Raw genomic sequence first — 22,334 nt, forward strand, 5'->3', positions numbered from 1 at the left:
GGTCACGCCCCCATCGGTGCCGGCTCGTCGCCGAGGGTCCGCAGTTCACCGGTGTCGTACACGGTTCGCCCGCCGAGCAGCGTGCGCAGCACCGTCGTGCCCGCGAGATCGTCCAGGTCGCAGCGCAGCGGATCGCGGTCGACGATCGCGATGTCGGCATGGTGGCCGGGGACCAGCGCGCCGATGTCCGACCAGCCGAGCACCTCGGCCGCGCCGGTGGTCCACATCGCGAACGCCTGGGCGCGGGTGAGTACTTGGTCCGGCCCGTCGTTGCGGTGGTCGCTGCCCGCGAACTCGTGCGTCTGGGCGAGCTTGATCTGTTCCCAGGGGTTCTTCGGCCCCCAGTCGGTACCTCCGGCGAGGTCGAGGCCGGCGTCCAGCAGCCGCCTGAGTGGCGTCAGGTCACGCCACACGTGGGTGCCGATCCGCTCGCCGTACATCGTGCCCTTGCCCCACGCGAAGCCGACCGACGTGGTGACCTGGAAGCCGAGGGCACGGTAGCGCCGCACCTGGGCCGGGGTGATGGTCATGGCGTGCTGGAGGATCCAGCGCCGGTCCCGGAAGTCGTGCTCGCGCACTACGCGTTCGGCGATCTCCAGGAACTCGTCGTGCTCGCGGTAGGCCCCCAGGCACACGTTCGCGCGGATGCCGTGCTCGGCGCAGTGGCGGACGAACGCCTCCTCCTTGTCGAGGGTGATGAAGCGGGTACCCTGCGCGGGCCGGCCGAAGGGGTTCGTGTACGGCTCGTGGGTCGCGAAGTGGCCGGAGAAGCACGGGCCGCCGGGGCTGAGGGTGAGGCCGTTGAACCGCAGCAGGTCGTCGTCGAGGTCGACGCAGTGGGCGCCGAGGCGGTGCAGGCGCTCGGTGAACGCGTCGAGGCTCAGCGGATCGAACGGGTAGAAGATGGCCGATTCCATGTCCCAGGTCGCCAGTACCCGGGCCGTGAGTGCGTCTGCGGCCCGCAGCCGGCGGTAGACGTCGATGTGCTCGGGCTCCATCGCGTGTGCCTCGTAGAGCGCGGTCACGCCCTTGGCCGTGAAGCGGGCCATCTCGTCGATCGTGCCCTGAACCGCGTCGGCGGGGTCCGGACCGGGCAGCTTCATCAGGATCTGGCCCCAGAACGGGTCGTACGTGTAGTAGTTGGTGACCGGGCCGCGCAGGATGCCGGTCGGGTCGCCGTGCTCGTCCTTGGCGATCTCGACGTCGCAGACCCGGTCCGGCAGGAAGCCGACCAGTCCCACGGCGCGCAGTCCGGCGCTGTTGAACGCCACCACGGCGGGCATCTTGGGCGCCCACGCCTGGATCAGCACCGGGTGGTCGGCGGTGGCCCGGTCCAGCGTGTGGCGGTCGGGCAGTCGTCGCTCCGCGAGATCCCGTTCGGAACGGCGGATGAAGTAGTGCGGCTCGCCGACCGGGGTGCACATGATCCAGTCGCCGGCCGGTGTGGTGGCGGCCCTGGCCCGGATCCGCTCGACGATGTCGGCGTGGTCGACGGCGTCGGTCAGGTCGACCAGGCCGCCCGCGAGCCCGCCGAAGTGCAGCACGTGGGGGTGGGTGTCGATCAGGCCGGGCACCACCCAGGCGCCCTCCGCGTCGATCCGGTGCGCGGCCGGACCCGCGAGGCTGAGCATGTCGTCGTCCGGCCCCGCAGCGAGTACCCGGCCGTGCTCCAGCACGACGGCCTCGGCTTCGGGGGCGGCCGGGTTCAGGGTGTGTACGCGTCCGCCGGTGATGATCGTCCTGGTCGTTGGCCCTGTGGCCGGCCCGGCCGTGGTCCCATTCATTGCTTCGGGCATTCCCTTCCTCCGCTGCGACCGGTATTCCCGGTCGCCGAGGCGAAGCTATGCCCGTCGCTCGCCCCCGAGCATCATTCCAATGTATGAGATCGCGCCTGTTTCGCTTTCCCGGATTCCTGCTAGAATCGCGCAAATCCGCTTCGAGGTTGTGGCGACGACGATGCGACTTCTTCCTGAAAACGAAGGCCTCTGGAGCTTCAAGACCGAGGCAATGACGTTCCTGGCGAACATGGTGAACTGCTCCGGAATCGTCTTCTACTCCGTCGACGCGCGACTGAACGCCGTCGATCACGCGTTCCACCGGATTCGGCCGGTCGAGAACCGGAGCTACACCGCGCACTACCACCGCCTCGATCCGTTCCACCCGCGGCGCTTCGTCGGCCCCCGCCGGCCCCTGGTGACCATGCGCGACCTGCCGGAGCGATACGAGCGCGGCGAGTACTACCGGCGCTTCATGGCTCCGCTCGGGTTCCGCCACGAGACGGAGCTCTACCTTTACAGCGGGGCGCGGATCGTGGGTGGCCTGTCCCTGCTGCGGACTGCGGAGCTGGGCGATTTCACCCCCTCCGACCTGGCTTTTCTCGACAAGGCCCATGCATTCCTGGAGCACACCTTCCAGGCCGGCCGCCACCTTGTCGAGACCGGGCCGCCGCTCGCCGCGTGGGGGCTCACCCCGCGCGAGCGCGATGTGGTCCGCCTGGTCTGCGAGGGCGCCGCGAACGCCGAGATCGGTGCCGCGCTGTTCATCAGCGTGGCCACCGTCAAGACGCACGTGCAGCACGTCTTCGAGAAGGCGGGAGTCCGTTCCCGGACACAGCTGATCGCACGACTGCGGGACGACGGGTAGCGGTCACTCACGCGCCGCACGGGCCGGCGGGCGGAAAAGATTTTCCTCGCGCCCGCCGAGCGAGTACACCGGGGGCGCATGGCGTGAAATCCCCGAACTTTCGAGCGGGCGACATCGCACATTATCGAGGTCTGACGGCGACGCGAAACCCCGTATGGAATACGCGCCGTCCCGGAAATTCGCGCGTTCAAATCATCGATGCCGCAGACCGAATTTCGGCCTGCCAATACCGTGATCCACGTATGTCGACGAATGACGCACGAAGAAAAAGCGCACGCGGCAGACATACGACCGGCGGCTCTCCGGTTCCCGCGCCTGCATCGAACGGCGCCCGGCCGGTGGGCACCACGATCAGGTCGCCCCGGCCCACAGGTGCCGCCCGGGACTCCCGCCCCGTGCCGGTTTCACCTCCTCGCCTGCCCTCCCCTCCTCGGGGCGGATCGGCCGCGTCGTCCCCGACGGCACGGTCCGGCCCGATGGTGGCGAGCGTATCGCCGTTCCCCAGTTTTCTCCAGTCGGAGAAAATTGAGCACATACGGAGGCAGCGGCCCGGAGCTCCAGCTCCCGCACCCGGTTCTCCGCCTGTCGCAGCGAGTACGACCCGCAGCGGACCACGCCGTCCGGGCCCTCGTCGCGGCCACCGGCAGGAGTGGGTGGCGGGGCCGTGCCCTGGCCGTGCCGCGTCCCACGCGCCCCGGCGCGGAGGCCGTACGGCGCCTGGCCGGGAAAAATTTTTCCGCCGGGCACTTCCCGCCGTCTTCCCTGACGACCGGTCGATCAGGGCCGGGACCTGCGCCGGGCAGGAAGCAGCCGGCCAGGTCCACGAACTGCTGAAGCTGCTTCCAGATGTCGGACCCACTGTTTCTCTACGGGGCTGATCACCCGGTCCAGTTGAGTACCAGCACTCAGGCAGGCCGTCCCGAGCCGCTCGTAGCGTTCAGGCCATGCACATAGACCACACTGCTCGCGGCCCCGTGCGCCGGGCGGGCATCACTGCGGTGGCCTCTTGCCTGCCGGAGCGCGAAGTGACGTCCCGGCAGCTCCAGGAGGGCATTACCGCCGCCTCGGGGCTGTCCTTGCCGGCCCGGATGCTCGAACGGGCCACCGGCATCGTCTCGCGCCGGGCTGCGGCGGAGGACGAGTATGCATCGACGCTCGCGGTGCGGGCTGCCCGTGTCGCCCTGGCCAGGGCCGGGCTCGACCCGTACGACGTGGACCTGCTGGTGTTCGCCTCCGCCACGCGGGACGTGGTCGAACCGGCGACCGCGCACATCGTTCAGGCCGAACTCGGTTCCCGGGCACATGCGTTGGACGTGACGAACGCGTGCAACAGTTTCGTCAACGGCATCGACACGGCACGGGCGATGATCCTCTCCGGCCGCGCTCGCCGGGCTCTGGTCGTCACCGGGGAGACTCCGAGCCGCGCGGTGCGGCACGAGCCGTCCGGCCCCGGCCAGCTCCGGGAGGGGTTCGCGGGGTACACCTTCGGGGATGCGGGGGCCGCGGTCGTCCTGGAGGGGGTGGAGCGGGGCGGCATCCTCGACGTGGACACCGAGACCCACTCCGGGCACTGGTCGGTCGGGGGAATCTTCGGGGGCGGCTCGCGCCACCCCCGCGGGGACGAGTACACGTACTTCCACGGGGACGGCAGCGAGCTGCGCGAGGTGTTCGAGAAGGTCGGCACGTCGGTGCTCGACCGGATGCGGCAGCGCACCGGCCTGGGGTGGAGCGACTTCCGGCACATTCTGGTGCACCAGGTCACCGTGCCGTACCTGGAGCGGTTCGTGGAGCTCACCGGCATCCCCCGGGACCGGCTCGTCGTCACCGTACCCCGGCTGGGCAACATGGCCAGCGCCACGCTCGGCGTGCAGCTCGACCTCGTCCACGAGGGTCTGGAGGCCGGCGACCGGGTTCTGTTCGTGGGCCTGGGCGGGGGCGTGAGCATCATGACGATGGTGTGGGAGCAGTCATGAGCGCCCTGTGGGTGGTGGTGCCCGCCTACCAGGAGGCCGCGCGCATCGGCGCCACGCTGGAAGCGCTCGCGGCCCAGCGCGACCGTGACTTCACCCTTGTCGTCGTGGACAACGCCTCCACCGACGCGACCGCCGCCGTCGCGTGCGACTTCGCCCGCTGGGCGCCCTTCCCGGTTCACGTCCTGTCCGAGCCGGACAAGGGCGTGGGCTGTGCGGTGGACACCGGGTTCCGGTACGCGATCAAGCACGGTGCGACGCTGCTGGCCCGCACCGACGCCGACTGCCTGCCGCGCCCCGGCTGGACGGCCGGTGCCCGCGATGCCCTGCACCGCGGTGCGGGTCTGGTGTGCGGGCGCATCGACGCACGCCGCGACGAGCACGGGCCGCTCGGGCGGGCCGCGTTCCGCGCCCTGGTCCGCGTCGCCGCGTTCTTCGGCCGGATACGCCCCGCCCACCGCCGCCGGCACGGATACCTCGCCCCCTACCGGATGCACGCCGGCAACAACATGGCCATCACCACGGCGCTGTACGAGGCCGTCGGCGGGATGCCGCGCCGTCCTTCCCCCACCGACCGGCTCTTCCTGAACCGGGTGCGCCGCCGCACCACTGCCATCGTCCACGCCCGCGACATGGTCGTGGAGAACTCCACCCGCCGGCTGGGCGCCTACGGCCTCGTCGGCACCGCCCGCTGGTACCTCGACAAGGGCCCGGGCCGTCACGGGGAGGACCCGCGCTGATGCTCGACACACTCGCCCACACCCTGCGGCGCCACCCCGGCCGGCCCGCCGTCCTCGGCACCAACCGCACCGGGGCCGTTCGCACCAAGGCCACCTGCGGGGAGCTGGCCGACCTCGCCGACCGCTGCACCGCCGCCCTCCACGCACGGGGCATCGCACGCGGCGGCACCGTCGGCGTCGCCGTACGGCCGGGGCCCCGGGCGCTGGCCGTGATGCTCGCGGTGCACCGGCTCGGTGCCAGAGCCGCGGTGCTCGACCCCGGCGCCGGGCCGGATGTGCTGTGCGCCCGGCTCGCGCTGGCACGCCCCGACGTCGTCCTCGCCGACGCCGCCGCCCAGGCGGTCGCCGGGTGGGCCCGCCCGCTCGCCCGCCGGGCCCGCCTGGCCCTGCCGGACCTCGCCGGGCTGGGACCGGTGGCCACGGTCGGGCCCCGGCTGCCCGGGTGCGCCCCCGCCCTGGATGCGGACGTCCGGACCGTACCGCTGCCGCCCCCGGTGGACGGGGACGGGGACGCGGTCATCGTGTTCACCTCGGGCACCACCTCGCGGCCCCGCGCGGTGGTCCACAGCCGGTCCTCGCTCGCCGCCGGCATGACGACGGTGGCCGAGCTGGTACGGCCCGAGGCGGGGCGGCCCGTCCTCGGCGGCACCTTCTTCGTCCTCGTACCGTCGCTGGCGAGCGGGGCACCGGTCGCGCTGCCCGCCCGCTCCGCGCCCGTACTGTCGAGGCAACTGCGCCGGCTCGACCCCCAGGCCACCTATCTGACGCCGCCGCAGATCCGGCGGCTGCTGGCAGCGGGCGGACGATTCACCGGCCGGGTATGGACCGGATCGGCCCCGGCCAGTGCCGACCTCCTCACCCGCGTCAAGCGCGCGGGCGCTCAGGAGGCGTGGGGCGTGTACGCGCTGACCGAGCTGTTCCCCGCCGCAGCGGTCGAACAGGCCGACAAAGCGGGTTTCACCGGCGAGGGAGACCTGGTCGGTGCGCCCCTTCCCGGAGTGGCGGCCAGGACCGACGCTGCCGGGGAACTGCTGCTGTCGGGCCCGGCCGCCCGGGACCGCTACCTGGGCGAGGCCCCGGCCCCGTGGGTCACCACCGGCGACCGGGCGCGCCTCGACGGCGGCCGGATCGTGCTGGAGGGCCGCAGCAAGGACATGATCCTGCGGCGCGCGGAGAACATCTATCCGGGGCTGTACGAGCCGGCACTGCACGTACCGGGCGTCGAACTGGCCCTGCTCGTGGGCGTACCGGCCGGCGACGGCGACGAACGCCTGGTCGCCGTCGTCCAGCCCGGCCCCGGGGCCGACCGGGTCGCGCTGCGGGCGGCTCTGGCCAAACCGCTGGAACGCATGGGTGACGCCCGGCCGGACGTGGTGCTGTTCGCCGACATCCCGCTGTCCGGCCGTTCCCTCAAGCCCGACCGCGCCGCCGCCGCGCGCCTCGCCGCCCGGCGCCTGGCCGAACGGAGCCGGGGATGACCGCGCACGGCGCCGCGCCGACGCTGTGGGCCGTGGTGCCCGCCTACAACGAGGCGGCCGGGATCGGGGCGACCCTCGCCGCGCTCGCCGCCCAGACCGACACCGACTTCGCCCTCGTCGTCGTGGACAACGCCTCCACCGACGCGACCTCCGCCGTCGTACGCCGCTTCGCCGCCGGCGCGCCCTTCCCCGTGCACCTGGTCCACGAGAAGGAGAGGGGCACCGGCGCCGCCGCCGACACCGGCTTCCGGTACGCCGTCGCGCACGGCGCCGCGCTGCTCGTGCGTACGGACGCCGACTGCCTGCCCGCCGCGGACTGGATCGCCGCGGCGCGCCGGGAGTTCGCCCGGGGGGCGGAGATGGTCTGCGGCCGCAGCCTTCCGCGCCGCGACGAGTCGCCGTCACCGGCCGAGCGGTATCTGCTCCCGGCGGTCGTCAGGGCCACCGCGCTGTACGGGCGTTACCGCGCCCGGCACCGGCACCCGCGCCACCTCGCGCCGTACGTGCTCTGTCACGGCCACAACCTCGCCATCACGGCCGGGCTCTACCTGCGCTGCGGGGGCACGCCCCGCATCCCGCTGGAGGGACCGCCCGAGGACGTCGTCCTCCTCAACCGGGCGCGCGAGCACAGCGACCGCATCGCCCGGGCCGAGCGGATGGTCGTGCACACCAGCCTGCGCCGCCTGCGGGCCTGGGGCGCCCGCCGGACCCTGCTGTGGTGCTGGGACCGCCGCTACCTGCCCGGCGACCCGAAGCAGGTGCACATCAGGTGACCACCGTTCCCACCGCCCCTTCCTCCTCCGCCCTCCGGGCCGCCCGGCGCCGCGACCAGCGTGTGTACACCCGCTCCCACCCCGTACTGTTCGCCCTCCTCGCCGCAGCCCGCCGCCGCGCAGTCACCCGCGTCGGCGGCGCGGTGCTGGTGCACGGCACCGAGCCCTACCGGCAGGCCCTCACCCGCATCCCGCTGGACCGCACCGCCGCCGGCACCACCGGCGGCGCCGCTCGGGAACTGTCCGCGGGCGGCACGCTGTTCGACCAGGAGGGCACGGGGCACCGGGCCACCCGGCGTGCCGTCGCCGCCGATCTCGGCGCGGCCGGGGTGGAGCGGCTGCGCCCGGTGTGGCAGGACGTCCTCGTCCGCCGGCTCTCCCCGCTCGCCGGGGGCCGCGACGTCGATCTCGTGCCGGTGGCCCGGGAACTGGCCGGGGCCACCGTCTGCGCGCTCCTGGGCATCGCCGGTGACCCCGAAGCCATCGCCGAGGCCGCTGCCGGGGCGGCGGCCGCCGCCGTGCGCGACCATCTGCCCCGCCCCGGCCACCGGGCGCCGCACGGGCCGCCGCCGCGGCGGCGGCCGGGCTGGAGTCCCTGCTCGACCCGGCCGGCCGTCCCGGCCCGGGAGCCGACACAGCCCTGCGGGCCATGCTCGCGGTCGCCGCCGTCAACACCACCGTCGCCGCCCTCCCCCGTGCGACGGCCTGGTGCGCCGACGCGGGCTTCTGGGACCAGGCGGCCGACGACCGGCTGCGCCCGGCCCTGGTGGACGAACTGCTGCGCGTGACCGCCCCCTCCCCGCTGCTGCCCCGCGTGGCAGCGGCCGACGCGCAGCTGGACGGCTGCCCGGTTCGAGCCGGGGACCGCTTGATCCTGGTGGCCCGGCACGCCGCGCGGGCCCACGACCGACTGCCCGACGCCCGTCGTCCGGCTCCGCCCGCCGTGACCCAGCTCGTCTTCGGCGCCGGCGCCCACGCCTGCCCCGGCGCGCGCCTGGCCCGCGCCCAGCTCGAGGACACCCTCGCCGCGCTCGCCCCCCACCGCCCCACCGTCGTCCGTGCCCGGGTGGACCGGGGCTCGGCGCTGCCCGGCTGGCGCTCCCTCACCGTCCGGGCGGCTGACGCCCCTCGATCCCCGGAAAACCGATGACCACGATCGCCGTCACCGGTGCGAGCGGCTTCTGCGGCTCGCACGTCGCCGCCACGGCCGCCGCCCGCGGCGCCGACGTCCTGTGCGTCGGACGGCGCCCCGGTCCGGTCGGCCGGCACATTCCCTGGGACGCCGCGTGCGAGGTGCCGGACCTGGCCGGTGCCGACCTCGTCGTGCACTGCGCGGCAGCCGTCGGCGACCCCGTGCCCGGCTCCCCGGCCGAGGCCACCATGCGCGCGGTCAACGTCGACGGCACGGCGCGGCTGCTTCGGGCGGCCGGCAGCCGGCCGGTGGTGTGGGTGAGCAGCGCCAGCGTCTACGCGCCCGGCCCCGGACGGTCCCGGGTCACCGAGGACCATCCGGTGCGCGGGCAGTTGAACGCCTACGGCCGCACCAAGGCCGCCGGCGAGGCGCTGGCGCTCGCCGCGGGCGCCGTGGTGCTGCGGCCGCGAGCGGTCTACGGCGCCGGGGACCCGCACCTGGTGCCCCGGCTGCTGTCACGCGTCCGCCGCGGGCTGCTGTTGCTGCCGGGGCCGAGCGTCCGCCTGAGCCTGACGGCCGTCGAGAACCTCACCGAGGCGTGCCTCGTGGCCGCCGGCTGGCCGCCGGGCGCGTACAACATCGCCGATCCGGCACCGTACGACCGGGACGAGGCGATCCACACGGTCCTGCGCGCCCATCGCATACGGGCGCGCATCGGCCACATCCCGCTGCCCGCCGCCCGCGCTGCGGCGGGCGCCGCCCCGAAACTGGCCCGGCTGCTCGGCCGCACGGAGCCGCCGCTCACCCACTACGCCATCGACCAGCTCGCCCATTCAGTCGTGTTGGACGTGTCCAGGGCCAGGGCCCAGGGGTGGGCGGCCGGTCGCACACTGAAGGACTACGCACCTGTCATGGCGGGCAGATGAGCGGGCCGTGACGCTGCTGGACAGCGGGGCCAGAACGTCGGTCCGAAGGATGTTCTGGCCCCGCTCGACGGCCTACGGGCCATGGTCCAACGGGGAGTTGGCATCGGCGGCGTTCACAATATTCAGTGGATCAAACGGGCCGCGTTCCGGACAGTAGGGGGCGATGAGAACCCCACCGGAGGAGCCCTGACATGTCGACGCTGCGCGTGACCGCCGAAACGCTGACGATCCACGAACACCCGAACGCCGACGCCCTCGAACTGGCCCAGGTGGGCCTGTACCGGGCCGTCGTCGCCAAGGGCGCGTACCGCAGCGGTGATGTTGCCGTCTACATTCCGGAGCAGTCCGTCCTCCCGCAGGGGCTGATCGAGGAACTGGGCCTGACCGGCCGGCTGGCCGGAAGCACGGCCGACCGGGTGAAGGCGGTCCGGCTGCGCGGGGAGTTGTCGCAGGGCATCGTCTGCCGCCCGGGGGCGCTGGCGGACGTCGACCTGGCCCGGGCGGCGGCGGACGGCACCGACTTCGCCGAGCTGCTGGGCATCACCAAGTGGGTGCCGCCGATCCCGCCCACGATGAACGGAGAGGTGGAGTCGGCGCCCGAGCTGCTGCCCTGGTGCGACATCGAGAACGTCCGGCGCTATCCGGGCATCTTCGAGCCCGGGGAGCAAGTCGTCCTCACCGAGAAGGTTCACGGCTCGGCCTGCCTGGTCACGTACACCGTGGAGGACGGTCGTACATGGGTGTCGTCCAAGGGGTTCGGGGCCAAGGGGCTCGCTCTGAAGGAGGACCCGCGCAATCTGTACTGGCGCGCGGTCCACGCCCACGGCGTGCCTGCGGCGGCGGCGCGTCTCGCCGAGAAGCTGGGCGCGACCCGCGTCGGCATCTTCGGCGAGGTGTACGGCGCCGGGGTGCAGGACCTCGACTACGGCGCGAACGCCCGCGGCGAGACGCTGGGGTACGTGGTCTTCGACGTGTCCGCAGAAATAGCCGGACAGGTCCGCCGGCTGAATCCGGCAGACCTGCTGGAGGGTGAACTGCCGCTCGTACCCAGGCTGTACGAGGGCCCGTACGACATCGACAAGGTGCTGGAGTTCGCCTCGGGGCGGGAGACCGTCTCCGGACGTGAACTGCATCTGCGTGAGGGCGTGGTGATCCGTCCTGCCGTCGAGCGCCACAGCCCGGTGGTCGGCGGGCGGGCGATCGCCAAGGCGGTCAGCCCGGCGTACCTGACCCGCAAGGGCGGCACCGAGTACGAGTGAGCCCCGGCCGCGGGGGCCCGCACGGGGAGGGCTCCCCGCGGCCGGTTCAAGTCAGCCGCCGGCTTCGTTCAGAGGCCGTCCGCTTTCCGAACGTGATCGTTCGGTTCGGGCTGGGTGGGTGGGTGGGCATGAACTCCGGCTGACGGCGGGAGTGATGCGGGCGGTTCGTTCGCTCGCGTCGCTCGTGGAGGTGGCTGGTGCCCTCGGTGTTCGGTCTGTTGGAAGCCCGGGAGAAGAAGGTGCGGGAAGAGGTCGCACGGTTGCAGGAGGAGGCGGAGCGGGTGCAGGCCGCGCTCGGCGCGGCGGAATGGGCTCTTCGGCGGCTGGGGGATGCCCGTGCAACGGTGGCCGAGGCGCTGGCCGAGCAGCCTTCCGCAGTCGAGGAGCCGCATCGGGGTTCAGTGGCCGGCTCGGTGGTGCCCCACCGGACCGACGGCATGACGGTGTCGGTCCTGGCGCCGGACTACCAGCGGATCGTGTCGGTGCTGGAGTCGGAAGCGGGCAGGGAGGGCATGCGCTGTCAGCAGTTGGCCAGGGCTCTGGGGCTTCAGGTCGTTCCAGCGAAGGTCGAGGGGCTGCGGTCGAAGGCAGAACGCCTGGTGGAGCGGGGGTGGGCTCGGCAGACGGGGCCGGGAGTGTTCATCGCGCTCGTGGTGCCGGCCGGCTGAGGGCACCGGGGCGGCGTCCGGCCAGGCGGCCGCTCATGAGCATCGTCATCGGCCACAGCACCATGGCCTGGTGCATGACGGGCAGGGTCTCGTCGTCGCGCCCCAGGCGGGGCGAACGCATCAGCCAGCTGAGCGTTCTTTCCACCACCCGCCTGCGTGGCAGCACCACGAAGGCCGTGGTGTCGTCGGTGCGTCTGACGATCTCCAGGGTGAGGTGGAGGTTGGGCCTTGGGTCAAGGTCCACCTCTACGAACCCCGCACCCCACCGAAGCCGCTGCCGCATGACCGAGACAAAGGCATATCAACCCCACACCGTCGACTTGACGAAGGGCATAGAGGCGCCCCCAACACGCCACTGCGGCTGCGCTCACCCCGGCCTGCAGGCACAGCGGCGAGATGGGGCACATCATCGCCGCCGATGTCGATCTTCACCGCTCCCGTGTATGGATGCACGGGACCGGCAAGGACGCCCTCGCTGGTGTTGCCTGGACGCACGGGGCCGTCATGTCCTGGCCGAGCGGGCCACGCAGGTGACGGCGCGGCACCCCGGCATGGCCACCGCCCATCTGGCTGTCTCCTCCCGGCCGGCGTCGGATGCCGCACTCGCCGTCGTCGCCTTCGACCGCCCGGAAACACTCGTCCGCAACCGGCTCAGACTCCTCCGGTTACCGGCCCGACACCCTCGACGGCTTCATCACCGGGACCGGCCTCACTCTCGACATCCCAACGTCACCCTGACGAGCCGAAGTCGGGAAGTCACTGGCGTGCCTCTGCACCGCAACCGTCGAGCAGGCCGGCCCCCTGCCGGAGCTCGGGTCCCACAGCCTCAAGAAGTCGCGGGGGACGGGGCATTCGTGAATTTGGTCCGCTCAGGCAACAGTTCGGCGCGCGCTGCCTCTTGACCGGGCCCCGTTCATCGCTATGGTCTAGACCTAGTGCACCCCGGGTCTAGACCAAATCTCGCCAGAAGCATCGAAGGAAGTGCATGTCATGAACGCGAAAAGACGGGCGGCCGTCGCCGTCGGAGCCCTGGTCGCTCCACTGCTCGCCATCAGCCTTCCGGCAAGCTCCGCCAGTGCCCACGGATGGGTGACCTCGCCCAACAGCCGCCAGGACCAGTGCGCCGCGGGCGTCGTCCAGTGCGGTCAGATCAAGTATGAGCCGCAGAGCGTCGAGGGGCCGAAGGGCCTCAAGAGCTGCAGCGGCGGCAACGCCCAGTTCGCCGAGCTGGACGACGACGCCAAGGGCTGGCGCGTCACCCCCGTCAGCTCCACGTACACCTTCACGTGGCACCACACCGCGCGGCACGCCACCTCCAACTGGCAGTACTTCATCGGCAACACGAAGATCGGTGAGTTCAACGGCAACAACGCCCAGCCCGCTCCCGACGTCAGCCACGAGGTGAACTTCGGCAGCTTCACCGGCAAGCAGAAGGTGCTCGCCGTCTGGAATGTGGCCGACACCGGCAACGCCTTCTACTCCTGCATCGACGTGAACATCGGCGGCACCGATGGCGGCGGTGGCACCGACCCGGACAACTGCACCGCAACGGCCTGGAGCTCCAGCAAGGTCTACACCGGTGGTGACACCGTCTCCCACAAGGGTCGCACCTGGCGCGCCAAGTGGTGGGTCGAGGGCGAGGAGCCCGGCACCACCGGCGACTGGGGCGTTTGGGAAGACCTCGGGCCCTGCCCCGCCTGATCCCGCATGAGCCGGTCCGGCGCACGCCCGCCAAAGCGCTCGCCGGACCGGTGAATGGGGGCAGCCTCGGCCCCGTTCCACGCCAGTGCCGCATCAGACAACGTTCGCCTCGCTGTGGCGTGTCGTCCGATCGGTCCGTCCGACGGCACCGGACGGTCAGAATGATCACCTGGCTGAACGGGTGCAGGTCTGGGAAATCGATAACGACGAAGGCAAGAGATCGCTGCGGACCACCGCAGGGGCTCGCGGACCCGGCTGAGCCCGGCGATCGCGATCCACACCGCCGAGATCACCGCGGTCAGGGCCAGGGATGTGGCCGGCCTGCCGAGCGTTTCGCTCCAGCCAGTGATCGAGGAGACCGGTCGGAAGCAGGATCAGGGCGTGGCTGTCGTAACCGTCGATGAGCCGTTGCCCCTGACAGCCCGAAAGACGCTGTCGGCAGTTGCTGCCACGTGCAGCCCGACGTGGCCACGAACACGATCGCAGCCAGAACCTCCCGGTCACCGTGCCGACGCCGGCCGCCCCCTGAGGCCGCGACGGCGGGCGTAGGTGGTGGTCGTGGCCGGCGCAGAACTGTGCTCGCACGGTTCGGTGAGGCATTTGCGCTCGGTGTCCGTGAGGTGCTCGGGGCGTCTCATGATCCAACCGGTGACCCGACGGACGGTCATGTGGGGCAAGGGGGCGGTTTGTGGGATCGTCCCGTTGTGGTAAGGCTTCAAGTGCCGGCGGACGGTGTTGACGTCGCCGCGATGGCCGAGTTGCTGGATCTCCCGGGCAGGAGCGGAGGCGTTGGTGCAGCCCTCCGTCCAGCGGTGGTGCAAGTAGAGGCGGTAATCGTCGATCAGCGTGGGGCGGTGGGTGGCGGCAAGGAGGAGTTCCGTGAGGTCGGCGGCCCGTGCGAAGCGGTTGACCGTGCCGCGGCTGAGGTGGAGATCGCGTACGACGGCACGGAGGCTGTCGCCGCGTTCGATGCGTTCGTGGACCTGTTGGTGGCGTTCACGGGTGCGGGCGACCAGAGGCTGCGGCCGTCCATGGATGTCCAGCTCCGCGCGGCCTGGGTTCTCCTGAGTCCGGTCGTCGTGCGACGTGAGGCGTTCTCGCAGTACGGCGCGGTGTCGGCCCACGACGCGTTCGACTGCTTCGGCCGGATTGTGCAGCAGGTGCCAGGCGTCGGCCACCTGCCGGGCCCGCGGAGCACCCGTTTGGGCTCCGTCGCGGAAGGAGCCGGCGCGGTCGCGGCAGAGCATCCGCACCTCGGGGTGGTCTCGCAGCCAGGACGCGAGGTGTTCGCGGCACGATCGGCAAGAACGTCGACCGGAGGGTGGGTGGACATGTCGATGAGGATCGTCGCGTAGTTCCGTCCGCGTCGCACGGCGAACTCGTCGATGCCGAGGAGCGGGACCGGGCCCGAGGCAGGGAGCGGCAGCGCGCGGATCAGCCGGAGCAGAGTGTCTTTGCACGTGCTGATGGCCGTGCGTTCGGAGAGGCGTGCTCCTGCCCGGCCGTCCAGGAACAGGGCCAGGTTGGTGGGCTGGGCGGTGAGGGCGTGCGTGCGGCGTGCGTGGCGCCGGGTCAGGTTCGGTATCTGCTCGGCGAACGTCCGCCGGTCGCACCGGGCGTTCCCGCACACGAGTCGGCGGGCCCGTAGTTCCAGTCGTACACGCTTGGCTGCGACCGGACGGTCCGCCGGAACCTCCGGCAGGACGGGCACCACCTGGACGCACCCCCGGCCGAGTTGAGCAAGGCGCTGCTCGGGCGGGTTGCCCAAGGTCCCTCCGGACTTGCCCGGGGTCAGGTCCGGGCGGCGGAACGGCCCGTGGCAGGGCTTGCCCGGCTCCTGGTCGCGAGCCTCGCCTCCGGTGATCGCGGGTGGGGATGCAGGAGGTGTCCTCCTGAGCGACAGTGGTGGGAGGGGGAAGCCCGTCACTCTCGGGAGAGCCATGATCATCAAAATGCTGCATGAGAAGGGCCTGAAATCCGAGCACGCATACTGCGCCGGCTTCCTTTCCGTCGGTTTGGCGGTGGCCTCGTGGGCCGGGTCGTTGAAAGCGGAGTGCCGCGGGCTCGGACGCGCGGATCACTGGGGCATTTTTGTCGGCGAGTGGGCACCGACCTTCTTCGCGATCGGCCTGGCCCTGGCGAACTATGAGCACGACGACCGGGAGTCCCCATCCGAGTCGCTGAGCTCCGTGGCCGACTGAGGCCGGGGGCGCGAAACGCGCAGCCGGCAGACGGCGCGGTCAAAACACACGGCGTCCTTGGCGAACGGATTCGGCACGGAAAGGGATGCCGGGCGACGACACGGCCGATGGCGAAAACACAACATCGGGTCGGCGAACGGCACGCGTCGGGCACCTCGCAGGACCGGCCCGGCGCACCCGTCAACAGGCGCTATCGCGAAAGCATCGACGACGGCGCGGGACGTCGAGAAAGTCCCCAGGTGTACGCGGCGCGCAGCCGCCTTCCGCAGCCGACCGAGCGCCACCCACCCTCCCTACCCCGTCGGCGGGACATTGCAGGGAGCCTGGGGGCGCTCCTGGGGCCCTGCCACGGTCCGCGGCCGACGGACGACCGGTCGGCCTCCTCGGTCCCGCAGCGCACCAACGGAGACGGCGCTGCCACGTCGGCGCAGTACACCACGGATCCGATTCTCGGGTCCTCGGGACCGACGCGTTCGCCCGGCAAAATCATGTCCCATACCCATACCGCGGATGGGTGATATCCCCCATGAATATAGGAAATCCTGACCCTGATCCGCGCAACACCCCGGGCCTGGAGCCCGGCGGCGGCGTCCCTCCCGGCGAAACCCCACCCGCCGAAAGCAGCACCTCGGAAGCGGGACCGCGCCATGAACCCCCGCGAGGATGGGGCTGGGGCCCGCTGAGCGTGATCATTGTCGTCGCGGTGCTTGTGGCCGCCTTCTTCCTCGCCTACGCCTTTCTGATATGACCAGGGGACTGTGGTTCCGCGCTTGACGGTGCGGTGGAGGGCCCCAGTGGCTTCTGCCGGTCGTCGTTGCCCCCTGGGCCTTCCGGGGGAAGAAACCGTGCTGTCGAAGCCAGGGTGCCCCTGCCTTCGTCCGGTGCCGGACAGGGTGGGAAGAGCTCCTTCGGATTCGTCGACGGTGAAGACGCTGCCCACCGCGATCCCCGAACACGGATTGGTCGCCGCCCGGACCGAGGGGATCGTGCCGACGCTCCAGGCGGTCGGCGGTCGGCCGTCGGCCCAGCACGTCGCAGCCATGGAGTGGGGAGTGCGCGGTGTCCGTCGCAGGCCGGTCGTGCCGACGCCGGGACCCGGCCGGGCGGGGCAGGCGGCGGGCCCGGGGTGCCCGTCGGGACTCGCCGAGGCGATCGCCGCTCTGGAGTCGTCGGCCTCGTCGTGAGGGGTGGCCGTCCGACGGCGCTTGGTCGTGGCGCCTGGGCAGCGGCCGGGAAACATGGTCCGCTGGACCAGTGGTCGCGGCCGCGTCGTTCGTCCACCGGCGAGCGTTGCCTTCGCACCACGTTCCGGCACGGGTCCGTGCCCACTGGGTCAGTGGTACGGCCGAGGAAGGGGCCGGGCGGACGGCCGTGAGGTGCGGGTGCCACGGGTACGGCGTCGACCGAGGAGAAGCATGAGCGAGGAGCATCGCCGGGCACCGGACGTGGTCGTCGTCGGTGCGGGCCTGGCCGGCCTGGTGTGCGCGCTGGACCTGTGCCGTGCGGGATGGCGGGTGATCCTGCTGGAGGCGTCCGAAGGCGTGGGCGGGCGCATGCGCACGGACCGGCGGGACGGGTTCCTGCTGGATCGTGGTTTCCAGGTGTTCAACACCTCGTATCCGCAGGTGAAGCAGCGCATGGATCTGAGGAGCCTGCGGCTGCGGCCGTTCACCGCGGGCGTCGTCGCGCACACGTCGAAGGGGCCGGTCCGCCTCGCCGACCCGACGAGGGAGCCCAGTGCGGCGGGGGCTCTGCTGACGGGGCGGGTTGTCTCGCCGCGCGACCTGGCCGCGCTGGCGGCTCTCACCGCGCGGGACGCCGTTCTGCCCGCTTCCGCCGCCGAACGGCGCAAGGACGGCTCCACCTCGGCGGCCCTGGCCCGGGCGGGAGTGTCGGACGCCGCAGTCGCCGACATCCTGCGACCGTTCCTGTCCGGCGTCTTCCTGGAGGACCGGTTGGAGACCTCCGCACGTTTCTTCCACCTGGTCTGGCGGAGCATGGTCCGAGGAACTCTGTGCCTGCCGGCAGAGGGCATCGGCGCCGTTCCGGCCCAGCTCGCCGACGGCCTGCCCGACGGGGTATTGCGGCTCGGCGCCCCCGTGGCCGAGGTCACCGACGCCGGAGTGCTGCTGGAGGACGGGAGCGAGGTGCCGGCCCGGACGGTCGTGGTCGCGACGGACCCGGCGACCGCCACCCGCCTGCTGCCGGACCTGACCGTGCCGGACACCCGCACCGTCACCACCTACTACCACGCCACCGGCAGGACACCGCTGGCCGAACCGACCCTGATGGTGGACAGCACCGGAGCGATCCTGAACACCTGCGTACTCAGCGAAGTCGCTCCCACGTACGCGCCCCGCGGCACTGCGCTGGTCTCCACCTCCGTACTGGGAACCGACCTCCCCGGCAGGGCACAGGCGGTGCTGTGCCGTCTGGCCGAGTTGTACGGCACCGACACGAGCGGCTGGCAGCAGGTCGCCGCCGGCACGGTCGAGGGTGCGCTGCCCGCGATGCTTCCCCCCTGGCCGTTGAGCCGCACCACCCGCCTTCGCCCGGCCAGGTACGTGTGCGGGGACCACCGGGCGACCGGATCGGTGCAGGGCGCCATGGCGTCGGGGGCGCGCGCCGCGCGTGAGGTGGTCGCCGACCGGGGGGCGAGGAGGTGACGCCGGGGTGTGAACGGTGTCCGGCCGCCTCCGCGGACAGTCCTGGACGCGAAGCAATGACGATCGGATGAACCCGTTGGGCGTATCGAGGGGTGAAGCGTGGAACTGAGCGGTGCCCGTGTTCTGGGGGCCGGTGCCACGGGGACGCTGGGCGGTGCCCGGGTCCTGGGGACTGGTGCCACGGGGGCGCTGGGCGGTGCGATCACTGCCGAACCGGCCGGCCGGGGCGCCCGCGCGGCCCTCGCCGGGCGCGACCGCGACCGCCCGGCCCACACCGCGCAGGTGTGTCCCGGTGTTCCGACCGCCGGCTTCGGCGCCTACGATCCCGGGTCGTGCGCCCGGGCCGTGCACGAAGCGGCAGCCCTCCCAGGACAGGACGTCGTCGTCGCGTTCGGGTCGGTGGCCTTCGGCGCGGCCGAGAAGAACGGTGTCGAGGTCGCGGTACTGGAGATCCGGCCGGGTCATCTCGGCACAGGCTTCGCGACTCGCCCCGGGGCGGGCACCGCCCCGCCCCTGCCGGAGGGCGGCGGCCCGCGTCACGTCGTCGGCGCCGTCGCGGACGCGCCGGAGGCCGGCGCCGGGCTGCACCCGGGCCCCGGCAAAGGCCCCGTCCTCGAACGGCGAGCCCGGTGACGCCCCGCCCCGCCGGGGAATCCGACGTGATCGTCATCGGTGGTGGTGCGGCCGGTCTCAGCCTCGCCCACCGGCTGACGGAGAACGGTGCCGTCACGGTGACCGTGGTCGAGCCGCCGGACGGTCCGCTCCGCCCCCCGGAACGGACCTGGTGCTACTGGGGCGCGGGCGTCGACGGCCTGGAAGAGGCGGTCAGCGCGTCCTGGTCCGTGCTGCGTCTGCACGGCGCCGACCGCCGGCCGGTCGTGGTCGGGCCTGCCCCGTTCACCTACCGCATGGTGCGCTCCGCCGACTTCGAGCGGCTGGTCCACGGCCGCCTGGCCCGCTCGGACGGCGGGCGTCTCCTGCGCGCGAGGGTGGAATCGGTGCGCGGTGTGCCCGAAGGCGCGGAGGTGCGATGCACACTGCCCGGGGGAGGGTCCTCGACGCTGCGCGGTCGGCGGGTGTTCGACTCGCGGCCGCTGTCTGTCCTCCCGCCGGCGCGCACGCGGTTGCTGCAGCACTTCCGCGGCTGGTTCGTACGTACTGCCACCGACCGGTTCGACCCCTCGGTCGCGGATCTGATGGACTTCCGGGTTCCTCAGCCGGCGCACGGACTCGCCTTCGGTTACGTCCTGCCGCTGGCGCCGGACCGGGCGCTCGTGGAGTACACCGAGTTCTCCGGCCGCGCGCTGACCACCGAGGCGTACGAATCGGCTCTCGGTCACTACTGCCGAGACGTCCTCGGGCTCGGCGCACTCAGCGTGGAACGGGCGGAGCAGGGGGTCATTCCCATGACCGACGCCCGCTTTCCGCGCCGGGCCGGTCCCGCCCACTTCCGTGTCGGAACCGCGGGGGGCGCCACTCGTGCGGCCACCGGCTACACCTTCGCGGCGGTGCAGCGACAGAGCAGAGCCATCGCCGCCGCCCTGCGCGACGGGCGCACCACCGTCCCCGCCCCCCACGGGCGGAGGGCCTCGGTCATGGACGCGGTCCTGCTGCGTGCCCTGGACACCGGGCGCATCGACGGCCCGCGCTTCTTCACCGACCTGTTCCGCCGGATCCCGGCGGAGCGCCTGTTGCGCTTCCTCGACGGCGCCACCTCCCTGCGGGAGGAGTGGGGCATCGGGCTGCGCACCCCTGTCCTGCCGATGCTTCGTACGGCCGCCGAACTGCCCTTTGTGCCCCGACGCCCCCAGCCCTTCGCAAGAACCGGAGACGATCACCGATGAGCCTGCTGCGCGAGCACGACCTGGCCCGCGCCTTCGACCACGCCGCCCGCACCTACGACGTCCTCACCTCTCTCAACCCCGGCCACCGCACCGACCTCCTGCGCTCGGCCCGCCGGCTCCGGCTCCCCGACGGCGGCGCCGGACTGCACGTTCTCGACCTCGGCTGCGGTACCGGCGCCTCCACCCGGGCCCTGCTCAGGGCCGCGCCCCGGGCCCGGATCACGGCCGTGGACGCGTCGGCGGGCATGCTGCGCCGCGCCCTGGCCAAGCCGTGGCCCGCACGCGTGCGGTTCCTGCACCTGACCGCCGAGGAGATCACGACGGCCGGCGAGGGCCCCTTCGACGCGGTCTTCGCCGCCTACTTGTTCCGCAACGTCACCGACCCGGACGCGGTCCTGGGCGGCGTCCGGACCCTGCTGCGGCCGGGCGGACGTATCAGCGCCCACGAGTACGCCCTGAGCGGCCGGCGGCTGCACCGGGCGTTGTGGACGGCGGTGTGCCACGGCCTCGTCATCCCGGCGGGCACACTCACCGGCGACCGGGACCTGTACCGTCACCTCTGGCACAGCGTCATCGCCTTCGACACCGCCCCCGCCTTCGCCGACCGGCTGACGCGAGCCGGCCTGACCGGGGTGCGCGTCGCCCCGGTCGCCGGATGGCAGACGGGCATCGTGCACACCTTCCTCGCCCGCAACGGCCCGGGCCCGGCCCGCCCGGTCACGGCAAGGGACCGGGTCCGGTGACGGCCCGCCGTACCGCTGCCGCCCGACGTACCGCTGCCGCCCGACGAGGCCGCGACCGCAGGGCCGAGGTCCTGGCGCCGCCACCCGGCAGGGACCGGTTCCAGCGCGGGGACGAGCCGTCCATCGCGGTGATCGGTGGCGGGATCGCCGGTCTCGCCGCGGCCACCCTGCTGGCCGAGCGGGGTGCCCACGTGACCCTGTACGAGAAGGAGGACGCACTGGGCGGCCGGCTCTCCGGCTGGCCGACCAGGCTGGCGGACGGCTCCTGCGTGACCATGACCCGCGGGTTCCACGCCTTCTTCCGCCAGTACTACAACCTGCGCGGGCTCCTCCGCCGTACCGACCCCGCCCTTTCGCGGCTCACGCCGCTGCCCGACTACCCCCTGCGGCACAGTGGCGGCCTGACCGACAGCTTCGCCCGGGTTCCGAGAACGCCGCCTTTCAGCGCGCTCGGCTTCGTCGCCCTCAGCCCGAGCTTCGGCTGGCGGGACCTCGCCGCCATGGACGCCCGGGCGGCGCTGCCTCTGCTCGACGTGCGGGTGCCCGAGGTGTACGAACGTTTCGACGAGGTCACCGCAACCGGCTTCCTGGACGGCGTGAGTTTTCCGGAAGCCGCGCACCACCTGGCGTTCGAGGTGTTCTCACGCAGCTTCTTCGCCGACCCGTGCGAACTGTCCGCCGCCGAACTGCTGCTGATGTTCCACATCTACTTCCTCGGATCGGCCGAGGGACTGCTCTTCGACGTGCCGGGCGAACCCTTCCCCCAGGCGCTCTGGTACCCGCTCGGCGACTACCTCCAGCGCCTCGGGGCGGACATCCGCACCGGTACCGCCGTGCACGGTGTGCTCCCCCTCGACGACGGTGGAGCACATGTGCACACCGACACCGGCACCGGGCGCCACCAGGCCGTGGTGCTCGCCCTCGACCCCGGGGGCCTGTGCCGGATCGTCGGCGCGTCACCCGGCCTGGGCACGCCCGGCTGGTGCGAGGACGTCGCGGCCCTGCGCACCGCACCGCCGTTCCTCGTCTCCCGGTTCTGGCTCGACCGGCCGGTCCGCGCCGGCCGGCCCGGATTCCTCGGCACCAGCGGCTACGGCGGGCTCGACAACATCAGCGTCCTGGAGCGGTACGAGGGCGAGGCCGCTCGCTGGGCCGCACGGACCGGGGGCTCGGTGGTGGAACTGCACGCCTACGCCGTGGACCCCGCGGCCGAACCGAAGGAGGTGCAGGACGTGCTTGTCGACCGGCTGCACCAGGTGTACCCGGAGACCCGCGAGGCGCGCGTCGTCGACGCCCGGCACGAGTGGCGCTCGGACTGCCCGCTCTTCGAGGCCGGCTCCCACCGCCGGCGGCCCACTGTGCGCACCCCTCATCCGTGGCTGACCCTGGCCGGTGACGGAATCCGCTGCGACCTGCCCGTCGCCCTCATGGAGCGGGCCGCCACCACGGGCTTCCTGGCCGCGAACGCCCTGCTCGCCGACCGGGGGGTGCGCGGCCAGGTCCTGTGGACGGTGCCCCGGGCGGGCCGTTCGCCCTTGCTCCGGGCGCTCGGAGCCGTCGCGGGGCGCCACTCCCCCGGCTGACCGGTGC

22 protein-coding genes and 2 pseudogenes are annotated in these 22,334 nt (G+C 72.5%); 21 read left to right on the forward strand and 3 right to left on the reverse strand.

The features are described from left to right. Positions 1–2 precede the first annotated feature (2 nt). Entirely contained in the window at positions 3–1,784 is a 1,782-nt protein-coding gene (locus OCT49_RS34545) for an amidohydrolase (RefSeq protein WP_283856103.1), read from the reverse strand. Between the two features lie 91 nt (positions 1,785–1,875). On the opposite strand from OCT49_RS34545, the gene OCT49_RS34550 reads away from it, so the two are divergent. The 10 genes from OCT49_RS34550 (at position 1,876) to OCT49_RS34595 (ending at position 11,589) form a co-directional block, all read left to right on the forward strand. Next, positions 1,876–2,643 (forward strand): helix-turn-helix transcriptional regulator, encoded by a 768-nt coding sequence (locus OCT49_RS34550; protein WP_283856104.1) that lies wholly within the window; start codon positions 1,876–1,878, stop codon positions 2,641–2,643. 944 nt (positions 2,644–3,587) lie between these two features. Continuing rightward, positions 3,588–4,616: a 3-oxoacyl-ACP synthase III family protein gene (locus tag OCT49_RS34555; RefSeq protein WP_283856105.1), complete on the forward strand. Its 1,029-nt coding sequence runs from the start codon at positions 3,588–3,590 to the stop codon at positions 4,614–4,616. Beyond that, positions 4,613–5,353: a glycosyltransferase family A protein gene (locus OCT49_RS34560; protein WP_283856106.1), complete on the forward strand. Its 741-nt coding sequence runs from the start codon at positions 4,613–4,615 to the stop codon at positions 5,351–5,353. The genes OCT49_RS34555 and OCT49_RS34560 overlap by 4 nt, the downstream gene beginning before the upstream one ends. After that, positions 5,353–6,831 carry a class I adenylate-forming enzyme family protein gene (locus tag OCT49_RS34565; RefSeq protein ID WP_283856107.1) on the forward strand — a complete coding sequence of 493 codons (1,479 nt, stop codon included), beginning with the start codon at positions 5,353–5,355 and terminating at the stop codon, positions 6,829–6,831. The genes OCT49_RS34560 and OCT49_RS34565 overlap by 1 nt, the downstream gene beginning before the upstream one ends. Further along, the gene (locus OCT49_RS34570) at positions 6,828–7,604 is read left to right on the forward strand and encodes a glycosyltransferase family 2 protein (protein WP_283856108.1); all 777 of its coding nucleotides are present in this window, start codon (positions 6,828–6,830) and stop codon (positions 7,602–7,604) included. Before OCT49_RS34565 ends, OCT49_RS34570 begins: the two co-directional genes overlap by 4 nt. Beyond that, a complete protein-coding gene (locus tag OCT49_RS34575) occupies positions 7,601–8,392 on the forward strand; it encodes a cytochrome P450 family protein (protein ID WP_283856109.1) in 792 nt (263 codons plus the stop codon). The genes OCT49_RS34570 and OCT49_RS34575 overlap by 4 nt, the downstream gene beginning before the upstream one ends. Beyond that, positions 8,389–8,754, forward strand: coding sequence for a cytochrome P450 family protein (locus tag OCT49_RS34580; protein ID WP_283856110.1), 366 nt, complete (start codon positions 8,389–8,391; stop codon positions 8,752–8,754). Before OCT49_RS34575 ends, OCT49_RS34580 begins: the two co-directional genes overlap by 4 nt. After that, on the forward strand, positions 8,751–9,662 hold the full coding sequence (locus OCT49_RS34585; RefSeq protein WP_283856111.1) for an NAD-dependent epimerase/dehydratase family protein: 912 nt from the start codon (positions 8,751–8,753) through the stop codon (positions 9,660–9,662). Before OCT49_RS34580 ends, OCT49_RS34585 begins: the two co-directional genes overlap by 4 nt. A gap of 191 nt (positions 9,663–9,853) precedes the next feature. Continuing rightward, the gene (locus tag OCT49_RS34590; protein ID WP_283856112.1) at positions 9,854–10,921 is read left to right on the forward strand and encodes an RNA ligase (ATP); all 1,068 of its coding nucleotides are present in this window, start codon (positions 9,854–9,856) and stop codon (positions 10,919–10,921) included. A gap of 197 nt (positions 10,922–11,118) precedes the next feature. Continuing rightward, the gene (locus OCT49_RS34595; protein ID WP_283856113.1) at positions 11,119–11,589 is read left to right on the forward strand and encodes a hypothetical protein; all 471 of its coding nucleotides are present in this window, start codon (positions 11,119–11,121) and stop codon (positions 11,587–11,589) included. Here OCT49_RS34595 and OCT49_RS40220 read toward each other — a convergent pair. Beyond that, positions 11,561–11,833, reverse strand: a complete 273-nt coding sequence (locus tag OCT49_RS40220) for a hypothetical protein (protein ID WP_502963501.1) — start codon at positions 11,831–11,833, stop codon at positions 11,561–11,563. The two genes, OCT49_RS34595 and OCT49_RS40220, sit on opposite strands and share 29 nt — an antisense overlap. A gap of 352 nt (positions 11,834–12,185) precedes the next feature. Between OCT49_RS40220 and OCT49_RS40225 the strand changes: the two are divergent. Next, positions 12,186–12,327: pseudogene (locus OCT49_RS40225) on the forward strand (IS630 family transposase); the annotation flags it as partial. Positions 12,328–12,579: 252 nt separating this feature from the next. After that, on the forward strand, positions 12,580–13,290 hold the full coding sequence (locus OCT49_RS34605; protein WP_283856114.1) for a lytic polysaccharide monooxygenase: 711 nt from the start codon (positions 12,580–12,582) through the stop codon (positions 13,288–13,290). A gap of 385 nt (positions 13,291–13,675) precedes the next feature. Here OCT49_RS34605 and OCT49_RS34610 read toward each other — a convergent pair. Further along, positions 13,676–13,843, reverse strand: a pseudogene (locus OCT49_RS34610) (transposase); the annotation flags it as partial. Between the two features lie 196 nt (positions 13,844–14,039). On the opposite strand from OCT49_RS34610, the gene OCT49_RS34615 reads away from it, so the two are divergent. The 9 genes from OCT49_RS34615 to OCT49_RS34655 all read left to right on the forward strand — a co-directional run bounded on the left by OCT49_RS34615 (position 14,040) and on the right by OCT49_RS34655 (position 22,327). Next, entirely contained in the window at positions 14,040–14,645 is a 606-nt protein-coding gene (locus OCT49_RS34615; RefSeq protein ID WP_283856115.1) for a hypothetical protein, read from the forward strand. 585 nt (positions 14,646–15,230) lie between these two features. Then, positions 15,231–15,491 carry a hypothetical protein gene (locus OCT49_RS34620; protein ID WP_283856116.1) on the forward strand — a complete coding sequence of 87 codons (261 nt, stop codon included), beginning with the start codon at positions 15,231–15,233 and terminating at the stop codon, positions 15,489–15,491. 526 nt (positions 15,492–16,017) lie between these two features. Beyond that, positions 16,018–16,239, forward strand: coding sequence for a DUF6480 family protein (locus tag OCT49_RS34625; RefSeq protein WP_283856117.1), 222 nt, complete (start codon positions 16,018–16,020; stop codon positions 16,237–16,239). Between the two features lie 175 nt (positions 16,240–16,414). Further along, on the forward strand, positions 16,415–16,675 hold the full coding sequence (locus tag OCT49_RS34630; RefSeq protein ID WP_283856118.1) for a hypothetical protein: 261 nt from the start codon (positions 16,415–16,417) through the stop codon (positions 16,673–16,675). Positions 16,676–16,906: 231 nt separating this feature from the next. Then, positions 16,907–18,157: an NAD(P)/FAD-dependent oxidoreductase gene (locus OCT49_RS34635; protein WP_283856119.1), complete on the forward strand. Its 1,251-nt coding sequence runs from the start codon at positions 16,907–16,909 to the stop codon at positions 18,155–18,157. A 99-nt stretch (positions 18,158–18,256) separates the two neighbouring features. Next, positions 18,257–18,790: a hypothetical protein gene (locus tag OCT49_RS34640; RefSeq protein ID WP_283856120.1), complete on the forward strand. Its 534-nt coding sequence runs from the start codon at positions 18,257–18,259 to the stop codon at positions 18,788–18,790. Continuing rightward, complete coding sequence (locus OCT49_RS34645) at positions 18,787–20,001, forward strand: lycopene cyclase family protein (protein WP_283856121.1); 1,215 nt, start codon at positions 18,787–18,789, stop codon at positions 19,999–20,001. Before OCT49_RS34640 ends, OCT49_RS34645 begins: the two co-directional genes overlap by 4 nt. Next, positions 19,998–20,744: a methyltransferase domain-containing protein gene (locus OCT49_RS34650; protein WP_283856122.1), complete on the forward strand. Its 747-nt coding sequence runs from the start codon at positions 19,998–20,000 to the stop codon at positions 20,742–20,744. Before OCT49_RS34645 ends, OCT49_RS34650 begins: the two co-directional genes overlap by 4 nt. Continuing rightward, positions 20,657–22,327, forward strand: a complete 1,671-nt coding sequence (locus OCT49_RS34655) for an FAD-dependent oxidoreductase (protein WP_502963502.1) — start codon at positions 20,657–20,659, stop codon at positions 22,325–22,327. The genes OCT49_RS34650 and OCT49_RS34655 overlap by 88 nt, the downstream gene beginning before the upstream one ends. Positions 22,328–22,334 lie beyond the last annotated feature (7 nt).

Origin of the sequence: Streptomyces sp. ML-6 (assembly GCF_030116705.1) — a bacterium.
Taxonomy (GTDB): domain Bacteria; phylum Actinomycetota; class Actinomycetes; order Streptomycetales; family Streptomycetaceae; genus Streptomyces.